Source organism: Candidatus Limnocylindrales bacterium (assembly GCA_035559535.1).
Classification (GTDB): Bacteria; Moduliflexota; Moduliflexia; order Moduliflexales; family JAUQPW01; genus JAUQPW01.
The window spans coordinates 96,435-114,560 of record DATMBG010000006.1 but is presented as its reverse complement, the minus strand read 5'-3'; the positions used below and the strand labels follow the sequence as shown (position 1 = coordinate 114,560).

The 18,126-nt window shown below is 43.0% G+C and carries 18 protein-coding genes; 9 read left to right on the top strand and 9 right to left on the bottom strand.

Annotated elements, in window-relative coordinates:
- Positions 1 to 9 precede the first annotated feature (9 nt).
- The 5 genes from ribD (at position 10) to VNM22_01530 (ending at position 3,899) form a co-directional block, all read left to right on the top strand.
- Positions 10 to 1,116, top strand: a complete 1,107-nt coding sequence (gene ribD, locus VNM22_01550) for a bifunctional diaminohydroxyphosphoribosylaminopyrimidine deaminase/5-amino-6-(5-phosphoribosylamino)uracil reductase RibD (GenBank protein HWP45822.1) — start codon at positions 10 to 12, stop codon at positions 1,114 to 1,116.
- Between the two features lie 55 nt (positions 1,117 to 1,171).
- Positions 1,172 to 1,831, top strand: a complete 660-nt coding sequence (locus VNM22_01545; GenBank protein HWP45821.1) for a riboflavin synthase — start codon at positions 1,172 to 1,174, stop codon at positions 1,829 to 1,831.
- Positions 1,832 to 2,128: 297 nt separating this feature from the next.
- Complete coding sequence (gene ribE / locus VNM22_01540) at positions 2,129 to 2,614, top strand: 6,7-dimethyl-8-ribityllumazine synthase (protein ID HWP45820.1); 486 nt, start codon at positions 2,129 to 2,131, stop codon at positions 2,612 to 2,614.
- 21 nt (positions 2,615 to 2,635) lie between these two features.
- On the top strand, positions 2,636 to 3,118 hold the full coding sequence (gene nusB / locus VNM22_01535) for a transcription antitermination factor NusB (protein ID HWP45819.1): 483 nt from the start codon (positions 2,636 to 2,638) through the stop codon (positions 3,116 to 3,118).
- Between the two features lie 43 nt (positions 3,119 to 3,161).
- Positions 3,162 to 3,899, top strand: coding sequence for a metallophosphoesterase (locus VNM22_01530; GenBank protein ID HWP45818.1), 738 nt, complete (start codon positions 3,162 to 3,164; stop codon positions 3,897 to 3,899).
- A 74-nt stretch (positions 3,900 to 3,973) separates the two neighbouring features.
- Here VNM22_01530 and hslU read toward each other — a convergent pair whose 3' ends face one another.
- The 8 genes from hslU to dprA all read right to left on the bottom strand — a co-directional run bounded on the left by hslU (position 3,974) and on the right by dprA (position 13,117).
- Positions 3,974 to 5,365, bottom strand: coding sequence for an ATP-dependent protease ATPase subunit HslU (gene hslU, locus VNM22_01525; GenBank protein HWP45817.1), 1,392 nt, complete (start codon positions 5,363 to 5,365; stop codon positions 3,974 to 3,976).
- 149 nt (positions 5,366 to 5,514) lie between these two features.
- Entirely contained in the window at positions 5,515 to 6,042 is a 528-nt protein-coding gene (hslV, locus tag VNM22_01520; GenBank protein ID HWP45816.1) for an ATP-dependent protease subunit HslV, read from the bottom strand.
- A 159-nt stretch (positions 6,043 to 6,201) separates the two neighbouring features.
- Positions 6,202 to 7,212: a site-specific tyrosine recombinase/integron integrase gene (xerA, locus tag VNM22_01515; GenBank protein HWP45815.1), complete on the bottom strand. Its 1,011-nt coding sequence runs from the start codon at positions 7,210 to 7,212 to the stop codon at positions 6,202 to 6,204.
- A complete protein-coding gene (locus tag VNM22_01510) occupies positions 7,185 to 7,955 on the bottom strand; it encodes an NYN domain-containing protein (protein ID HWP45814.1) in 771 nt (256 codons plus the stop codon). The genes xerA and VNM22_01510 overlap by 28 nt, the downstream gene beginning before the upstream one ends.
- Before the next feature lie 92 nt (positions 7,956 to 8,047).
- Entirely contained in the window at positions 8,048 to 10,351 is a 2,304-nt protein-coding gene (gene topA / locus VNM22_01505; protein ID HWP45813.1) for a type I DNA topoisomerase, read from the bottom strand.
- Positions 10,352 to 10,862: 511 nt separating this feature from the next.
- Positions 10,863 to 11,102, bottom strand: coding sequence for a hypothetical protein (locus VNM22_01500; protein ID HWP45812.1), 240 nt, complete (start codon positions 11,100 to 11,102; stop codon positions 10,863 to 10,865).
- A gap of 2 nt (positions 11,103 to 11,104) precedes the next feature.
- Positions 11,105 to 11,512, bottom strand: coding sequence for a phage holin family protein (locus tag VNM22_01495; GenBank protein ID HWP45811.1), 408 nt, complete (start codon positions 11,510 to 11,512; stop codon positions 11,105 to 11,107).
- A gap of 405 nt (positions 11,513 to 11,917) precedes the next feature.
- Positions 11,918 to 13,117: a DNA-processing protein DprA gene (dprA, locus tag VNM22_01490; GenBank protein ID HWP45810.1), complete on the bottom strand. Its 1,200-nt coding sequence runs from the start codon at positions 13,115 to 13,117 to the stop codon at positions 11,918 to 11,920.
- Between the two features lie 164 nt (positions 13,118 to 13,281).
- Here dprA and VNM22_01485 point away from each other — a divergent pair, with 164 nt between their 5' ends.
- Both VNM22_01485 and VNM22_01480 read left to right on the top strand, forming a co-directional pair.
- Positions 13,282 to 14,214 carry an SDR family oxidoreductase gene (locus VNM22_01485; protein ID HWP45809.1) on the top strand — a complete coding sequence of 311 codons (933 nt, stop codon included), beginning with the start codon at positions 13,282 to 13,284 and terminating at the stop codon, positions 14,212 to 14,214.
- A 471-nt stretch (positions 14,215 to 14,685) separates the two neighbouring features.
- Positions 14,686 to 14,976 (top strand): hypothetical protein, encoded by a 291-nt coding sequence (locus tag VNM22_01480; GenBank protein HWP45808.1) that lies wholly within the window; start codon positions 14,686 to 14,688, stop codon positions 14,974 to 14,976.
- Positions 14,977 to 15,023: 47 nt separating this feature from the next.
- Here VNM22_01480 and VNM22_01475 read toward each other — a convergent pair whose 3' ends face one another.
- Positions 15,024 to 15,827: an N-acyl homoserine lactonase family protein gene (locus VNM22_01475; GenBank protein ID HWP45807.1), complete on the bottom strand. Its 804-nt coding sequence runs from the start codon at positions 15,825 to 15,827 to the stop codon at positions 15,024 to 15,026.
- Positions 15,828 to 16,154: 327 nt separating this feature from the next.
- Here VNM22_01475 and fbp point away from each other — a divergent pair, with 327 nt between their 5' ends.
- Both fbp and coxB read left to right on the top strand, forming a co-directional pair.
- Positions 16,155 to 17,156, top strand: coding sequence for a class 1 fructose-bisphosphatase (gene fbp / locus VNM22_01470; protein HWP45806.1), 1,002 nt, complete (start codon positions 16,155 to 16,157; stop codon positions 17,154 to 17,156).
- A gap of 269 nt (positions 17,157 to 17,425) precedes the next feature.
- The gene (coxB, locus tag VNM22_01465) at positions 17,426 to 18,121 is read left to right on the top strand and encodes a cytochrome c oxidase subunit II (GenBank protein ID HWP45805.1); all 696 of its coding nucleotides are present in this window, start codon (positions 17,426 to 17,428) and stop codon (positions 18,119 to 18,121) included.
- Positions 18,122 to 18,126: the final 5 nt, after the last annotated feature.

Here is an 18,126-nt window from a genome sequence, read left to right as displayed (position 1 = left end):
ACAGCGGTTATGGAACATCAAGATTTTCTATTTATGCAGGCAGCCCTGGAGTTGGCTGAAAAAGGTCGGGGTTGCACCAGCCCAAACCCCATGGTAGGAAGTGTCGTAGTTCGAAATGGGGAAATTGTGGGAAGAGGATATCATCAGAAAGCTGGAAAACCCCATGCTGAAATCGAAGCGCTTCTAGACGCGGGGGAAAAAAGTCAAGGAGCCACGCTCTATGTGAATCTAGAACCCTGTTGCCATTACGGAAGAACTCCCCCCTGTGTCGGTCGTATTATCCAGGCAGGGATTCGAAGAGTTGTTGTGGCTATGGAAGATCCAAATCCAAAAGTAAAGGGGCGGGGAATCCAGGAACTTCGGGCAGCAGGAATCGAAGTTCAGGTGGGGATTTTAGAAAACGAAGCCCGAAAGTTAAATGAAGCTTTTATCAAATATATTACAACCGGACAACCTTTTGTTGTCTGTAAAATGGCCATGAGTCTGGATGGTAAAATTGCAACCGTGTCCGGGGAGTCCAAATATATTACCCGTCCGCAATCCCGGGAATGGGTTCATCGGTTACGGAGTGAATTGGATGCCGTAATGGTGGGGATTAATACGGTCATAAAAGATGACCCTTTGTTAACCGTTCGTTTAGAAAACCGGTCAGGACGTAACCCCCATCGGGTTATTATAGATAGCACGTTGCGTATACCTTTAGAAGCCCGGGTTTTAGATAAAGATCCTGTAGCAAAAACCTTGATTTTTACCCTGGAGTCGGCTCCTGTGGAGAAAAGGAAACATCTGGAAGCCCAAGGGGCTTTGGTTTTTTCGGTTAAAAGAAATGATCGGGGAAAAGTCCTTCTTCGATCCGTTTTGGAGCAGCTAGGTCAGATGGAAATTTCTTCTCTCCTGATCGAGGGAGGAGCCGAGATTAATGCTTCGGCATTTGAAGAAAACCTGGTCGATAAGGTCATCTGTTTTATTGCTCCCAAAATTATCGGGGGTCGGAATGCACCTACCCCGGTAGGGGGAGAAGGAATCTTAAATCTTTCAGAAGCTATTCCTTTATATCAGATACAAACCAGGATGCTGGGGGAAGATGTGATGATCGAGGGATATGTACATATTTAATAACCTAACCCCAGGTAGACGGATCTTTACCCACATTTTTACTTCAGAGATAATTATGTTTACCGGCATTATTGAAGAGATAGGTACCATTCGAGAAATTATTTCTCGAGGAAATAGTTATATATTGAAGGTTGGGGCTAAAACGGTCCTCGAAGATATGAAATTAGGGGATAGTATCTCGGTCAATGGGGTTTGTCTGACCGTCACAGAGATTACTTCGTCTACTTTCTGCGCGGATATCTCTCTGGAAACCTTGCGGGTTTCTAATTTAAAGGACCTGAGAAGTGGCGACCCGGTTAATCTGGAGAGATCTCTTAAGTTAACAGATCGGCTGGGTGGGCATCTGGTTTTAGGGCATGTAGATGGAACAGGTCAAATTTTAAGTAAACAAGTTAAGGAAAATACTATTTTTCTCACTATTTCAGCTCCTGAAGAATTACTATGTTATATAGTACCGAAGGGCTCAATAGCAGTAGATGGAATTAGTTTAACTGTTATTCAGACCTCTTCGAATGGTTTTTCGGTTGCTATTGTACCCTTTACTGCGGCCAAAACAACCTTGGGTTTTAAAAAAGTAGGGGATACGGTTAATCTGGAAACAGATATCTTAGGACGTTATGTGGAGAAACTTCTTCAAGGTCGGCCGGAATCTAAGCAGCGTTCCATAGATCTGGCTTTCCTGGTCGAACATGGGTTTTTAGACGGTGGGCCGTAAGCGGTAGGTGGTAGGCTATCAGGTAGGGAGTGGTAAATAAGTTGGAGTGATCTTCAGGATTCCTTGAGAACGCGTTCTATTCCCCTTGATCCGGAACAGGGTCGGGAAAAACAAGAGTTTTCAGAGGTAGTTTTTCTAGTCCTCTTCCCGCATTGGGAAGAGGGAACCTGGAAATTGCCCATGTCCTAACTCCTCTCTCCCCTTGTGGGAGAGAGGTCGGGGGTGAGGGCCACTTAAAAGTTAAATAAAACTGGGTAAACAAAGTACTACCCACTGTTTACTGCTCCACGAGGAATTATGCCTAAAATACTGGAAGGTAAATTATCGGCTGAGGGTTTTCGGTTTGGAATTGTTGTGAGTCGATTCAACGACTTTATTACCCAGCGTTTATTGGAGGGAGCCTTAGATGCTCTTTATCGAAATGGAGCCGATGAGCAGGATATCACCATTGCCAAAACGCCGGGGGCTTTTGAGATACCGCTTATTGCTAAAAAAATGGCTCAGAGTGGTCGCTTTGATGCGGTTATTTGTTTAGGTGCTGTCATTCGAGGGGCAACACCCCATTTTGAATATATTGCCTCGGAAGTTACAAAAGGCATCGCTATTGCATCTCTAGAGTCAGGTCTTCCTGTAATTTACGGAGTTTTGACAACCGATAACATCGAACAGGCCATAGAGAGGGCTGGAACCAAAGTGGGAAATAAGGGATGGGATGCAGCCCTTTCAGCTATTGAGATGGTTAATTTACTTAAAGAAATGGAGTTTAGTTCGAGAACTCCCTAGGATTTCTAAAACAAAAGAAGTATGGGTGTACGAAGACAGGCCCGTGAGGTTGCTCTGAAAATATTATACGGACTGGATATTTTACCTAGGGAGGTAGATAAAACCCTTACAGAATTCTGGTTCTTAACCAGGTATTCTCCTGAGATTCAGGCATTTGCGAGTCGCCTGGTCAGGGGGGTCATGGAACATAAAGAGGAGATCGATAAACTTATCATACAAAATGTTACCAACTGGACCCTGGATCGGATGGCAACTGTGGATAGAAATATACTTCGTTTTGCGATTTATGAATTGCTTTATGAAGACGAAATTCCTCCCAAAGTCACCATTAACGAGGCTCTGGATATTGCGAAAAAATATAGCACCGATAAATCCAGTGCCTTTATTAACGGTATCTTAGATAAAATTCATCATACAATGGTCAAGAAAAAATCGGAAAATATTCCATCCCCTCCAGGCCCTGGAGTCAGGGACCTATCTAAAACCTCAAAGAATCCAGATTAAGCAATCCAGGTTTCTCAGAGAAGGGGTTTCCTGAAGGATAGCCGTGAGATACATTATCGTCTCGGATATTCATAGTAATTTAGAGGCTTTACAGGCGGTCTTTAAAGAGATAGGAAAAGTCTCTCCTTCGGATAAGATTGTCTGTCTTGGAGATGTTGTGGGATATGGACCGAACCCTAATGAATGTGTGGAGTTTATTGCAGAACGGACGAACTTCACCATCATGGGAAATCATGATCATGCCCTCCTCGGCTTAACCGATCTCGAGTATTTTAATCCCTATGCAGCCTATGCGATACTCTGGACCCAAGATGTTTTATCTGATCAGAACAGGAAAATATTAGAGACTTACCAGATTTCTGTGAGGGAAAACCATATTCTTTTCGTTCACGCTACTCCCAAAAATCCTTTAAACTGGGATTATATTTCTACTCCCGCCGATGCAATTTATCATCTAAAAGATATGACCGAATCTATCTCTTTTATCGGTCATTCGCATATTCCCGTTTACTACGCCCTCGATGATAAGAATCGTTTAATAGAGGAAAGAAAAGATGCTTTTACCCTTCAGATCCGGAATGGCTTCCGTTACATCATAAATGTGGGGAGTGTGGGTCAACCTCGAGATCGTAATCCTTCAGCAGCCTATGCAATTTATGATCTGGATAAGAAAAGAGTGGAAGTTCGACGGGTTCCCTATGATATTCAAACCACTCAGCAGAAAATGAGAAAAGTAAATCTACCGGTATTCTTGATTGAACGGCTGAGTAGGGGTATATAAAAACCGGGAGGCAGAAACCCCAGAGGACACAGAGACTATTTTTTTATCCCTGCTCCTCCGGGTTGTTCAGTTATTTACAGAATATATCGACTCAGGTTTTGATCCTCTACAATATCTTTCAATCGGGTCCTGACATATTCTGCATCGATAACGACTGTTTTCTCTTTTAGTTCAGGAGCATTGAAGGAGATTTCGTCCAAAAGTTTCTCCATCACCGTATGCAACCTTCTGGCTCCTATGTTTTCGGTTCTCTCATTCACGATAGCCGCGACCGATGCAATTTCCTTGATAGCATCTTCGGTGAACTCCAGCCGGACTCCTTCGGTTTCCAATAAAGCGGTATATTGTTTAATCAGAGCATTTTGAGGTTCCGTTAAGATTCGGATAAAGTCATTTTCTGTCAGCGGTTCTAACTCAACCCGAATAGGGAATCGCCCTTGTAATTCCGGAATAAGATCCGAAGGTTTTGAGACATGGAAAGCCCCGGCGGCAATAAATAAAATGTGATCGGTTCTTACCATACCATATTTCGTATTAACTGTAGATCCTTCCACGATGGGTAAGATATCTCGTTGGACTCCTTCCCGGGATACATCCGGTCCCCCATAATTCTCTCGGCCTGCGATCTTATCTATTTCGTCTATAAAGACAATACCGGTTTGTTCGGTTCTCTGAATAGCAAGCCGGGTCACTTCATCCATATCTATCAATTTCTGGGCTTCCTCTTGCTCCAAGATCTTCCTGGCTTCTGATACTTTTACTTTTCGTTTTTTAGTTCGTGTCGGAAAAAGCCCGGGTGGAAGCATATCCTTGATATTAATATCCATTTCTTCGATACCAGCATTGGAAAAAATCTCCACGATGGGAAGGGTTCGATCTCGTACCTCTATTTCTACCAATCGGTCATCAAATTGTCCACTGGCAAGGAGCTTTCTAATCTTTTCCCGGGTACTGCTTCGAGAGTCCTCTGGGGAAACTGCGGAGGTTTCTTCAGAAGGTTTAGAAGACGGGAACAAAAGATCTAAGAGTCTCTCTTCGGCAAGGACTCTGGCTTTTTCCTTAACCTCCTCCTGTTTTTCTGCCTTGACCATATTGACTGCCAATTCGGTCAAGTCCCGAATCATCGACTCCACATCCCGACCTACATAACCCACTTCGGTAAATTTAGAAGCCTCTACCTTGAGGAAGGGAGACTGAGCCAGTTTAGCCAACCGCCTGGCGATCTCTGTCTTACCCACTCCGGTGGGTCCAATCATGATAATATTTTTAGGAGCCACTTCATCTCGCAATTCAGGACTTAGTTTTTGTCGTCGCCAGCGATTTCGCAAGGCAATAGCCACTGCACGTTTGGCATCGACTTGACCAACGATGTATTTATCTAACTCGGAAACAATTTGTCGAGGAGTTAGAGTATCCATCAGGCTTTCGGTTTTCTCTAAGGAATTATCCTGGTCTTTTATAATCATTCTCTGATTCAGAAATAAACCATCTCCCCACAAAGACATGAAGACATGGAGAAACACAAAGGGTTAGATTTTTCTATTTTTCTTTTTGAATCTTTGGGCCTTTGTGTCTTTGTGGGAGAGTAGTTATAAAAACTTATTTCTAATAAAGTTTAAAGTTCTTCAACGATAATTTTATCGTTGGTATAAACACAAATAGAGGAAGCGATTTTCATGGCCTCCTCAACAATTTCCCTCGCACTCAAATCGGTATGATGGACCAAAGCTTTGGCTGCCGCCAGCGCATAAGAACCCCCAGAACCTATACCGATAATGCCATCATCGGGTTCGATAATGTCTCCTGTTCCCGAGATAATCAAAGAATAATCCCGATCTGCCACAGCCAGTAGAGCTTCTAACCTTCGAAGAATTCTATCTGTTCTCCAGTCCTTAGCCAGCTCTACCGAGGCTCTGTATAAGTTACCCCGATATTCTTCTACTTTATTTTCAAATCTGGAAAAAAGGGCAAAAGCGTCTGCAGCGGCACCCGCAAAGCCCGCTATAATTTTATCATGGTACATCCGCCTGACTTTTCGAGCATTATGCTTCATAATTGTATCCCCAAAGGTAACTTGTCCATCTCCAGCCATAGCAACACGGCCTTTGTGCCGAACAGATAAAATTGTTGTAGAATGAAACATTTCTTGTCCGTTGTCCGTTGTCCGTTGTCCGTTGTTTCTTTTATTTATTAAACTGCTCATTGACCCTTCTCCGGATAGATTTCAGGTTGTCGGTTTATAGGAATCAGGGAACAGGTCATTCTAGCCTTACAAAGCAACAGACAACCAACAAAGGACTATTTACGCTTTCGGGTGCGCTTTTTCATAGACCTCCATCAGTTTATTTATACTTACATGGGTATACTTTTGAGTCGTGGACAGACTCTCATGACCCAGTAATTCTTGAATAGCACGTAAATCGGCTCCAGAGTCTAACAGATGAGTTGCAAACGTGTGACGAAGGGAATGGGGAGAAATCTGCTTAGAAAGTAAGCTCTTTCGCACGCACTTCTCTACAATACGCCGTATACTTCGGTCTGTTAGAGGATCCCCTTTATAGTCGACAAAAAGAGGTGGATTTTCATTTCTCTCAGTTCTTAACAGAGATTCCAACCGTTCTCTTTCGAGCAAATAAGCCTTCAAAGCTGCCACAGCAGGTGTTCCCAATAAAACCATCCGCTCTTTTTTTCCTTTACCTCGTACCCGGATTGTTTTTTCCTCAAAGTTAACCTGATTAATCTTCAGATTAACCAGCTCTCCAACCCTTATCCCCGTAGCATATAAAACCTCTAAGATGGCATGATCCCTTAAGCTAAGGAGATGAGGGGCTGAGAAGCCTATTCTCTTTGAAGTTTGAGAACTTGAATTTTCAGGATTTACCTGGGGATCTACAGACTGCAGCAGGGTGGATACCTCGGAAACAGATAGAAAGGAGGGTATTCTTTGGGGAAGCTTGGGACTGGTTACAAAGGAAGCCGGGTTCAGAGTCAAAATACCCTCCCGATTCAAATATTTTAAAAAGGAACGAATGGCAGCTAATTTCCTGGCTATCGAAGTCTTAGCCCGACCTTTTTCATGTAAATGGCCCAGGAAAGCCCGGATAACGGTTTTATCTATCCTTGTCCAATCTATCAAACCTTCTGGGGAGTGCTCTTTTATACCAAACCGGGTATCTTGGAGAAACTTCTCGAACTGAAGCAGGTCGGTTCGATAACTTTCAATTGTTCGTTGGGATAAATTCTTTTCTATCTGCAGATATCCCAGGAATTTATCTAAATAAGTTTCTATTTTTCCTTGAAGATTTTCAGCCATTCTTGAATTTCTAACTCAGAAAGATGAACATGAACCCGATCCAGGGTTTGTTTCTCGGGCATTTTTTTCTTTATCTTTTTTAGCTTTTGAATCCTTTCTTCTTGGAGAACTCCTTTGTTTTTTCTAGCTACACTGGGAAGTTTCTTCTGAAATGGGGACGCCGATTCATCTATACTACTCCCTTGCATTGCCGTGGCTTCTCTTTTTGGAGGACTTTCCTCAGGAAAAGATTTTACATCCTCTCCCGAAGGGAAGTCAACTTCTCCCTCATCTGAGGGAGATTGACTAAAGATTTCCAGCCACTTTTGGACCTCTTTGTTGGAAAGGCGGCGGTTTCTCTCTTCCCGGCCGCGATTTTGAGCAAAAACTCTCTCGATATCCCGCTCAAATTCTTCCGATTTAGTCACCTGGGTCCCCATGGATTTTGCATAGTTTTGAACCTCATGATCCGAAGTGACTACCAGCAATTGCTTTTTTTGTTTGTCGGCACGGATTAGTCTTACAATCTCTTCATCGGCACTAAGCCCTCCTGAAGAATACAGGATCGTAATCCTTCCGTAGGTCCGTTTTTTATCCACCCCGGGTCCCAGACAAGCCCCATCGAAGACAACAATAACATCCTTCTTTCGAAGTCTGCAATAATCGGTCAATTTTCGAAAGAGCTTTTCTCGACAGTGGGGATCTTCGATCCTTAATTTTCGAGACCGACCGATAAAGTTATATCCATCTATAATGATGGTCATTGGATATTCAGGAATTAGAAGTCAGAATACAAAAATTTCCGATAGGATCTGGATTTTCTTTCGAATACCGATTTCTAAATTTGATTCCGCTTTTACTCTAACTCCGGGTTTCTGGCCTCCGACTCCTGCTTTTGAAAATCACATCCTTTATGCTGGCATTGAATAATAGAAGTCTCACGATCTTTATCCCATTTTTCAATCAAAAAAGGAGCCTGACACTTTGGACAAGGCTCTGCAACAGGTTTATAGGCCAGGGAGTATTTGCAGTTTGGATAATTACTACAACTATAAAAAGTTCTCCCATTTCGTCCCCGCCGCTCTACCAGCGTCCCATTACACCCTTCTTCTGGACAGGAAATTCCAGTACTGAAAGGTTTTGTAAACTGACACCTGGGATAAGTAGAGCAGGCAAGAAATCTTCCAAACTTCCCTTCCCTAACAACTAAGGAATTACCGCACTTTTCACACTTTTCATCGGTAACCACTTCGGTTTGAGTTTTGACCTGACCATCTTCAGTTTGCGGGATTTTTCGGGTGTTTCGACATTTAGGAAAACCGGAACAGGCCATAAACTTCCCATAACGGCCCCACTTGATTACCATAGGCTGACCACATTTCTCGCAGATCTCTTCGGTTACTTCCTCCATCTCTTTTTTAACATCTCGCATTTCTACAAAGGCCTTCTGCAACTCTTGATTAAAGGATCGGTAAAACTCTTCCAAAGATTGAACCCAGTTAGCTCTCCCCTCTTCGATCTTATCCAACTGATCTTCCATTTCCGCAGTAAATTTTACATTAAAAAGGTGAGGGAAATTTTCCAGAAGAAGGTCCACTACCAGCATACCTAACTCGGTGGGAACAAACTTTCCCTTTTCCTTTCGCGTGTAATCCCGCTGCTGGATTGTACTCAAAATCGTTGCATAGGTACTGGGACGCCCAATCCCCTGAGCTTCCAACTCCTTGACCAGGCTGGCTTCGGAGTACCGGGGTGGAGGCTCGGTAAAATGCTGTTTGGGAACCAGCTTCAGGAGGGTCAGGACTTCACCTACTCGAAGTGGAGGTAGAATTTTATCCTGATCTGAATCCAAATCTCCTTCATCCTCATTGATTCCTTGCTGGATATCATCTTTGCCTTCCACATAAATTTTCATAAACCCCAAAAACTTTATCACAGACCCGGTTGCCCGAAAGAGATACTTACCGGCCAGGATATCTACCGTTGTTACTTCTAAGAGGGCCGATTCCATCTGACTGGCAATAAATCGGTTCCAGATTAGCTCATAGAGTTTGTACTGATCCTCCGTCAGGTAATTTTTTAAGGATGCCGGAACCCGATAAACCGAAGTGGGGCGGATAGCTTCATGGGCTTCCTGGGCCGCTTTTTGGGTTTTGTATTTATGGGGTACTTCGGGAACATAGTCCTTTCCATACTTTTCTAAAATGTATTGGCGAGCTTCTGCCTGGGCTTCCTCCGATACCCGAGTAGAGTCTGTTCGCATATAGGTAATCAGACCCACTGCACCTTCCTGACCGATTTCAAGGCCTTCATAGAGATTCTGGGCAATCATCATGGTCTTCTTCGCAGAGAATTTTAGTTTCCTTGCAGCTTCCTGTTGAAGAGTACTGGTCGTAAACGGGGGAGTTGGATTCCGCTTTCGTTCTTTTTTGTCAATTTTGTCTACCTTATAAGAAGCCCCCTCCAGATCTTCCAAGATAGATCGGGCTTGTTGTTCATTCTCTATTTTGATTTTCTCATTGCCCGATTTAAAGAGTCTGGCTTCGAAATCCGGCGGAAACTCACCTCTTAAATGAGCTGTAATGGACCAGTATTCCTCCGGGACAAAATTTTGAATTTCCCGCTCCCGTTCACAAATCAACCGCAACGCTACCGATTGAACCCGCCCTGCACTAAGCCCTTTACGAACTTTCTTCCAGAGGAGGGGACTAATTTTATATCCCACCAGGCGGTCCAAAATCCTTCGGGCCTGCTGGGCATCTACTTTATTGAGATCAATCCGACCTGGATTCTTCATGGATTCCAGAACCGTTCGCCGGGTAATCTCGTTAAACATAACCCGGTAGATGTGATCTTGCTTGTCTTTAAGCTCCTGGGCAATATGCCAGGAAATAGCCTCTCCTTCCCGGTCCGGGTCCGGAGCTAAATAAATCGCGTCTGCTTTCTTGGCAGCCTCTTTGATTTCAGATAAAATTTTTTTCTTACCCTTGATAACCACGTATTTAGGTTTAAAATTATTCTCAATATCAACCCCCAGTTCTTTCTCCGGGAGGTCTTTAACATGCCCAACAGATGCTTTAACGGTATATTGAGGACCTAAAAACTTACTGATGGTTTTTGCTTTCGCAGGAGATTCTACAATCACTAAAGATTTTGTCATAGATAAGTATTCCGAATAACGGAGTCGCCCTTGATAAGTGAACTCCGTTACATGTTCTCCTTTCGGAAAGATCTCTCATCTGAAAACAACACGCTTTGAGCGTTTATGCAAACTTTTATGGGAGGTATGATCGCGTATCGTCCCATTACAAGTGCACAATACACTCTACAACCGTTCTTGTCAACTTCCGATGATGGGAATAATACTTGATTTTTCCTAAAGATACGCGTTGGGAGGTTCGTAGAATAAAAAATACCCTTTGACGCTACCAGAAAAGAGACTTCAGCAAGCTTAACCCTTGGGGAAGAAATCAAGGGGATTAAGCCTCACAAAATCGGGTTAAGTAAGCAAACAAAGGCCAAAAACTCCCTCTAATTTTAAGGGATACAAAAAAATTTCAGAGTAAAAAGCATAAATTTCCCCTTCTCCGGATGTTTTCTATTCATAACCCCATCAAAGTAGAAAGAAGGGTCTATCTGGATAAACCGGGCATCCCGGGCGGTTAATTTTTTTAGAATTTCCTTCCTAACCAAAATCCAATGAAGACAGCTCCTATAACCGCTTTGACGGGGTAAGTTCTTACCCACTCCCGCCAATCCATCCATTGGGTTACTTCTTTTTTGAATTCACGCTCCACATGCCGAATAGTTCGAGCAACAGCTCTTCTATCCCTTTCAATGGATTCTTTGAGTTGCTGTTTAACCTCTTCAATACTTAGAGGCTCTGTCACTGGCTTTCTTATCTCTTCCATAATTATAATTCCTTTCCTATGACGTCCTTATCTTTTTGCAACTCCTTTATACTCTCATTTAATACAGGAGTTGCTTGCCGGGCCTTAGTTTTTCCTATCTCTATTAAAATATAGCCTATAATAAGGTAGACCATTCCTACTATAAGACTTGACCAAATCAAACTATGAAGGACCTTCATTAATAACGCAATCAAGGTAACCGTCAAAACCCCAAAGGCAAAAAATCCAAAAACCGCCCCGATTATCAGGAGAATGCTTCCCCTCATCAACTTGGACACATCTTCTTCAAGCTCTATCTTCAGAAGTTGAACCTCGTTTTGCATTAATCGGGAAAGATCTTGAAAAAGTTTTTGAATGAGCTGTCCTAAATCAAAACCGGATTCAGCCCTTGATATCTTATTTTCTGCCATATATTTATCTCTCCTCCCATATTTTTAAAAATAAAACTTCTAAAGAAACCCTCGAGGACTTTCTCCTAACCCTAGAGATGCTTATCGGAGACTCAGTTATTACTTTTTGCAAAGTCTATTCCTCTGCCCTATAACGAGGACAGCTTACAGAAAGGAAGACCCCCTAGAGGTAGAACAAAACCTCTGAAGGGGTAAAAAATGCTTTTTTAAGTAACCTCTGAGAAAATGTTGGATCTTCTACCTTACACCCGGCTATCAAACAATGTCAAATGTCGGAGAGATAACTATTATTCGAAATAGTAGGCTTTAACCCGATAGAAGTGGAGGGGATATAGGAGTATGGGAGTGTGGGGGTATGGGAGTGTGGAAGGATATCCTTCCATACTTTCATACCCCCACACTTTTTTAGAAGTCATTTCGTATAAACATCTTGCCGGAAAGCTGCTTGATTTTGTTTTTCATCTCTAACATCATGAGAACTCCCAACACAAATCCTGCTGGACGTTGAAGGCGATGAACAATTTCATCTACGTGCAAAGGTTCAGAACCGATGACTGCATAGACCGACTTCTCATCTTCTGTAAGATCTTCCAGGGGAGGAGTCGTTTCTCCTTTAAGACCTTTAAGAAAGGGTGAAGAAGAGATCATCCCTTTTCGCTCGGGGGAATGGGGTGGGATGGAGCGAGAAGAGTTTGAAAGCAGAGGTTGGATTTGGGTTCCAGCCCCTATACGGGATAGAGAAAGCTCTTCCAGAATATCTTCTGCAGTTTCTACTAATTTAGCACCTTGCTTGATCAAACGGTGGGTCCCTCGACTGGTGTAGGAAGAAACGTTCCCGGGAATAGCCAGGACTTCACGCCCTTGCTCGAGGGCCTGGTCGGCTGTGATCAAAGCTCCACTTTGATCACCGGCTTCTACTACCACAACACCCAGGCTCAGCCCACTAATAATTCGATTTCGAACCGGGAAATTCTTTCGATCCGGCGGAGTTCCTAAAGGAAACTCAGAAATTACCGCTCCCTTTTCCACAATCGCTTCGTATAACCTTCGATTTTCCCGTGGATAAATGCAATCAACTCCATTTCCAAGAACTGCAATAGTTCTTCCCCCTCCCTTTAAGGCCCCCCGATGGGCAAAACTATCGATTCCCCTGGCCAATCCACTTACAATGGTGACACCCCTGGAAACCAAATCTAAACAGATCTTTTCGGCGGTTAATCGCCCATATGAAGAAGATTTCCTCGAACCAACTACGGCAACGGCCAACTGGTCCCTTTCTGAGAAAGTTCCTTTCACATATAGAACAGGAGGCGGATCGAAAATATTTCTTAAGAGCTCCGGGTAGTTTGAGTCGCTAAGGGTTACAATCTGAACCCGATGTTTCTCTAAAAGTTGAAGCTGTTTTCTGAGGATATCTGTTTTGAAGAACGTTTTAATATGATGGGCCGTTTTAGCCCCAACGCCGTCTACCTGTTGAAGGGCCTCTGGAGAAGCCTCAAAAACATTACGTGGGGAGCCGAAGGCTTCTATTAATCGTTTGAAGAGGATAGCTCCTACCCCTTGTACGAGACTTAAGGCCAACCAATAAATTCTATTATCTTCCATGCCCATTTTCTCCAAATTCACTATAATAGACGCTTTATCTTTCCAGGGGATTAACCCAATGTCAATACATTTTTATGGCTATCTAAGATTTAGAACGTACCTTACCCCATAGAATAGATTTTACTTTATAAAATCCCCAGAAGAAAAAGGAGGCTCCTCACTCTATGAACGAAAACAAAGAGCCCGCTAAAACTGTATTCGTAACCGGAGGGAGTGGATTCCTCGGATGGAATCTGGTAAAGGCTTTAAAAGATCACTACCGGGTTTTCGCCGGTTATTACCATCACCCTTTCCAAATGGAAAGGGTTAAAACTTTAAAGTTAAATATCTCAGATAAAGGTGAGGTCCGGGAGGTCCTGAAAAAAGTCCAACCTGATCTGATTTTCCATACGGCAGCCCTTGCTAGGGTAGAGGTATGTGAAAAAGATAAGGAATCGGCCTATCGAATCAATGTAGAGGGAACTCGAAATCTAATCCTCGAATCTCCCAAAAATAGCCGCTTTATTTATGTTTCCACAGACCTGGTTTTTAATGGAAAACGGAGTTTCTATAAAGAAACCGACCTTCCGGATCCTTTAAATTTTTACGGGGAAACCAAGCTACTTGGAGAAGTGGTAACAGCCGAAAATGCTCCGGACTATCTTATCATACGGATATCTTTAATGTACGGTTTTGGCAATAGTTTTAGCGAAAGTTTTCTGGACTGGTTACGAAAAACCTGGACCCAGGGAGGTAAAACGAAGTTATTTACCGATCAATATAGGACTCCCCTGTTGGTTTCTGAAGCTGTTGAGGCTTTAAAGGAGGTGGCTACCATTTCTACAAAACGGGAGATATTTCATCTGGGTGGAAGGGAGCGGATTACACGATACGAATTCGGAAAGAAATTTGCCGAACTCTATGGATACCCTATCCACCTTATAGAACCGGCTTCCATGGCCAGTGTCTTAACGGTCAATATGCCTGCCGACTGCTCTTTTTCCATTAATAAAATCCAGAACCTTTTAAGCTTTACCCTATCGGATGTAGAGGAAGGTCTTAAAAAATTATACCAGGAGGACCAGGGAGAATCCTTCGCTCCTAAAAATTCTGATTAAAGGGATATAATTTCTTATAGACTTAAAAGTTATTTTCATATATCGCTTCAGCAGATCTGGATAACCGGGGATTTATCAGAGATCCTTCATTATGGGTATGGGCCTTATACCATTTTTACGTTGAAACATCGCATGATGACTCCTCGGTTTAGGGGAGATCCTGGGGGGATCACTCCATGGGTCATAGGATATTTCTATCCAGATTGAGTATTAAACGGATAAGACAAGTTTTTCACCTGTCCCAGTCTTTCTTTATTGAAAGAGCCTTAACTTTTTAATCTAAAACTTGATAGGGATTAAGAAATTATTGAAGAGTACTTGACGTTTTTAAGATTTGTTTCATAATTTAAAAAGTGAGCTGCTAAGAAGGTCCTTTTTAGAGAATAGGGTTATCTTTCCGGGCAACTAGGAGTGCCCTTCAAAACTTACTATTTAATCTCAGACAATAGTAAGTTTTGTAAACAAAAAGGCATGAAGAAAGTTTTAGCTCTTTTAATAGCCGTTATTTTTGTAATCGGTAGTGCCATTCCTGCCTTATCGGCTGAGCCGGAAAAGAAACATGGGGAACACAGCATGAGCGGTACGATCACCAAGATTGATCACAATACCGGTATGGTGAGCGTAAAGACCGGGGCGGGCACCTTAGACGTACATTTTCCTCCCGCTGAGATTAAAGACCTTAAGGAAGGTGATACCATTACGGTAAATTTATCTTTCTCTAAAGGAGGTATGGAGAAAAAAGAGGAAAAGAAACAGCAATAACCTCCTGTTCAATGGCCGTGGGGGTAGCCTGTGGCTACCCCCAGGTTCTATACCAATTTGGAAACTCCCTCTGCTACACGAGGATACCGGGTTATCATCAGGGCATCATGACCGGGAAAGATGAGGTCCGGAGCCGAGACAACCCCCTTGATTCGTCGGTAACTCTCCAGCCAGGTTATCATATCGGTAATAATACTGGAGGGTATTTCCTCTTCGAAGTTCCGAAATAGATGGCCACAATCCGAGCTAATGGCAGCAATTCCCCGGGCCGTGTTTACCAGGGTTACCATAAGACCTGGCGTATGTCCTGGAGCTAACATCACAGAAATACCCGGAGCGATAGGAGCGGCACCCTCCACTAACTTCACCCGTCCAGCTTCCTTAAGCTTAACCAGTTGTTCCAAGCCTTCTTGATAAGTAACCTTTGTGAAAGGTTTATATTTACTTAAAGGATTCTCGGTAAAAAATTCAAATTCTCGCCTTTGGATATAAAAAGTAGCTTTAGGAAAAAAGTTACATCCTCCAGCATGATCCCAGTGAAGATGGCTGATGATCACTGTGGAAATTTCTTTGGCATCTACTCCGATTTTAGCCAGTTGATCTACAGGACTGGTGAGGTTACGAACGGCCTGACTTTGGGGAATTTTTGAAGTAAATCCCGTATCTACCAGGACTATCCCATCAGATCCTTTAATGCACCAAACATAATAAAACGTAGTGATGGGAACGCCAAAATCGGTGAGATAAACAACGAAGGAAGTATCCCGTGTAATCTCCCCAAGTTTTAGAGCATAAATTTCACAAATCCTATCCGTTGAAGGAGGTAAGATATCAAATATGTTGGTTGTCATGGAGCACCTCTAGGTGAAGAGTTTGGAGTCAGGATCCAAAAAGTTTACTGCTATTAAAGCATATAAAAACCCTCCCCCTTGTCAAGGAGAAAAACCTATCTTTCGCCTTCCAAAATAAAAATTTTTAATTATATTTGACTCTTTTTGAATCCAGGTCTTTCAAAAAGACTCTCAACCCGGATCCTGCTGATTAAAACCACTTTTTCTTTGACAAACGTCGCATAAAAGTATATGCCTGGTTATCGAAGGACAGGCTTAAGGTTACTAAGGTCTCAAGGAGGCGACGCTTTTTTCCCGGCAAAGTCGGGGCTTTGCGTCGATTTTAATATGAAACCAATCATGACAATATCCCGGTATATTTTAGAGCAACAAAGGGAAATTCCAGGTGCTACAGGAGAATTCTCAGACCTTTTATCGACGATTACCCTGGCAGCCAAAGTTATCACCCGAGAAGTCAGGAGAGCCGGTCTAACCAATATATTAGGATTCACAGGGACGGAGAACGTTCAAGGGGAGAAGGTCACCAAACTGGATGAATTTGCCCATAACGTACTCTTAGAAATTTTAGGGCGTTCTGGCCATGTATGTGCTCTGGCCTCAGAGGAGGAAGCCGATTTGATCCCAATTCCAGATGGATACCCCCTGGGAAAATATATTGTTCTTTTGGATCCTTTGGATGGTTCTTCTAATATCGATGCCAATGTCAGTGTCGGAACCATTTTCTCTATTCATCGGAGAATTACCAAGGAAGGAAGGGGGACCTTAGAAGATGTCCTCCAGCCAGGATATAAGCAAGTAGGAGCCGGGTATATTCTTTATGGGTCCAGTACCATGATGGTTTATAGCACGGGTCATGGGGTGCACGGATTTACTCTGGATCCGACCGTTGGAGAGTTTCTTCTCTCCCATAAAAACATCCGAATACCTGAGAAGGGAAAAATTTATAGTATTAATGAAGGGAATTCTAACCGTTGGGGAAAAGGGGTTCAGAATTATATCAACTATTTAAAAGAAGAAGATAAGAAAACGGATCGTCCCTATTCCTCCCGTTATATTGGATCGTTAGTTGCAGATTTTCATCGTAATCTTCTCTATGGGGGTATTTTCCTATATCCTGCGGATAGTAAAAACCCAAAGGGGAAACTGAGACTTCTTTATGAGGCGGCTCCTATGGCCTACCTTATAGAGCAAGCGGGGGGATTGGCCAGTACAGGATACGAAAGAATTCTAGATATTCAGCCTACAGAACTTCATCAAAGAGTTCCTCTTATCATCGGGAGTCGAGAGGATGTTTTAATGGCTGAGAAATTTATTCGAGAATGGCAGTAATTTAAATTAACTTTCGATGTTCTAGACAAATATTCTCTTGACAAAGTAGAACCTAATTCCTAGTATTATTTCGTATCCTAAGTGTAAGGTTCTTCTAGGCTTTTCGGCAAAGACGTTTCTTACCGAAGCTAAAATTTATCGAATTCAAAGCCCCGAAGTGATTTCTTATATCTATCCTTCCACGGTTTTGGTAGAGATTGAGGTAAGCCCTATGGGAGTTGAGGCTTGTGCTTCAGATACAAAACGAGAACCGTGGAAAGGATAGAAAAATGCGGATGTTAAATTGGCTTCCAGAAGATGTATCCACGTACGGGAAGGAAGTGGATTCCCTTTTCTATCTTATCTACTATATTACGGGAATTGTTTTCCTGCTGGTCACGGTAGCCATGATTGTGTTTCTTATTAAGTACCGCTATCAAGAGGGACGTCGGGCGATTTATACCCATGGAAGTACCACCCTCGAGATTATCTGGACCGCTATTCCGGCAATCATTTTGATTTTGCTGGCATTCAAGAGCCAAGCAGCCTGGAGTCACATCAAAATGAACATACCGCCTGGAGAGGTACAGATTCGGGTTCTTGCCAAGCAGTTCAACTGGGATATTACTTACCCGGGACCTGACGGGAAGTTTGGAACAGAAGATGATCTTCCACGTCCCGGAGATCCGGCGATACTGGATGAAATCCATGTTCCGGTTAATAAAGTAGTTCGAGTTGAGTTGGTAGGAAAGGATGTTATCCATAGCTTCTTCCTTCCCCACCTGCGTTTAAAACAAGATGTTTTACCTGGACGGACCATTTTGGCCTGGTTTCAGGCGACTAAACCGGGTAGATATCCACTTCCTTGTGCAGAACTTTGTGGAATTGGACATTCCGGAATGCTCGGTTCTTTAATCGTCCATACGCCTGAGGAGTATGCTGCGTGGGTCAAGGAAAAATGGCCCTCGACTGAAAAAGCGCAATAACCTGC

What these genes read in the sequence shown, in the direction of transcription:
- VNM22_01500 (HWP45812.1), bottom strand. Translation starts at nt 11,102, where the DNA reads ATGGAAGAGATAAGAAAGCCAGTGACAGAGCCTCTAAGTATTGAAGAG.
- VNM22_01485 (HWP45809.1), top strand. Translation starts at nt 13,282, where the DNA reads ATGAACGAAAACAAAGAGCCCGCTAAAACTGTATTCGTAACCGGAGGG.
- VNM22_01545 (HWP45821.1), top strand. Translation starts at nt 1,172, where the DNA reads ATGTTTACCGGCATTATTGAAGAGATAGGTACCATTCGAGAAATTATT.
- topA (HWP45813.1), bottom strand. Translation starts at nt 10,351, where the DNA reads ATGACAAAATCTTTAGTGATTGTAGAATCTCCTGCGAAAGCAAAAACC.
- hslU (HWP45817.1), bottom strand. Translation starts at nt 5,365, where the DNA reads ATGATTATAAAAGACCAGGATAATTCCTTAGAGAAAACCGAAAGCCTG.
- ribD (HWP45822.1), top strand. Translation starts at nt 10, where the DNA reads ATGGAACATCAAGATTTTCTATTTATGCAGGCAGCCCTGGAGTTGGCT.
- coxB (HWP45805.1), top strand. Translation starts at nt 17,426, where the DNA reads ATGCGGATGTTAAATTGGCTTCCAGAAGATGTATCCACGTACGGGAAG.
- VNM22_01510 (HWP45814.1), bottom strand. Translation starts at nt 7,955, where the DNA reads ATGACCATCATTATAGATGGATATAACTTTATCGGTCGGTCTCGAAAA.
- VNM22_01480 (HWP45808.1), top strand. Translation starts at nt 14,686, where the DNA reads ATGAAGAAAGTTTTAGCTCTTTTAATAGCCGTTATTTTTGTAATCGGT.
- VNM22_01475 (HWP45807.1), bottom strand. Translation starts at nt 15,827, where the DNA reads ATGACAACCAACATATTTGATATCTTACCTCCTTCAACGGATAGGATT.
- fbp (HWP45806.1), top strand. Translation starts at nt 16,155, where the DNA reads ATGAAACCAATCATGACAATATCCCGGTATATTTTAGAGCAACAAAGG.
- xerA (HWP45815.1), bottom strand. Translation starts at nt 7,212, where the DNA reads ATGGCTGAAAATCTTCAAGGAAAAATAGAAACTTATTTAGATAAATTC.
- ribE (HWP45820.1), top strand. Translation starts at nt 2,129, where the DNA reads ATGCCTAAAATACTGGAAGGTAAATTATCGGCTGAGGGTTTTCGGTTT.
- VNM22_01495 (HWP45811.1), bottom strand. Translation starts at nt 11,512, where the DNA reads ATGGCAGAAAATAAGATATCAAGGGCTGAATCCGGTTTTGATTTAGGA.
- dprA (HWP45810.1), bottom strand. Translation starts at nt 13,117, where the DNA reads ATGGAAGATAATAGAATTTATTGGTTGGCCTTAAGTCTCGTACAAGGG.
- nusB (HWP45819.1), top strand. Translation starts at nt 2,636, where the DNA reads ATGGGTGTACGAAGACAGGCCCGTGAGGTTGCTCTGAAAATATTATAC.
- hslV (HWP45816.1), bottom strand. Translation starts at nt 6,042, where the DNA reads ATGTTTCATTCTACAACAATTTTATCTGTTCGGCACAAAGGCCGTGTT.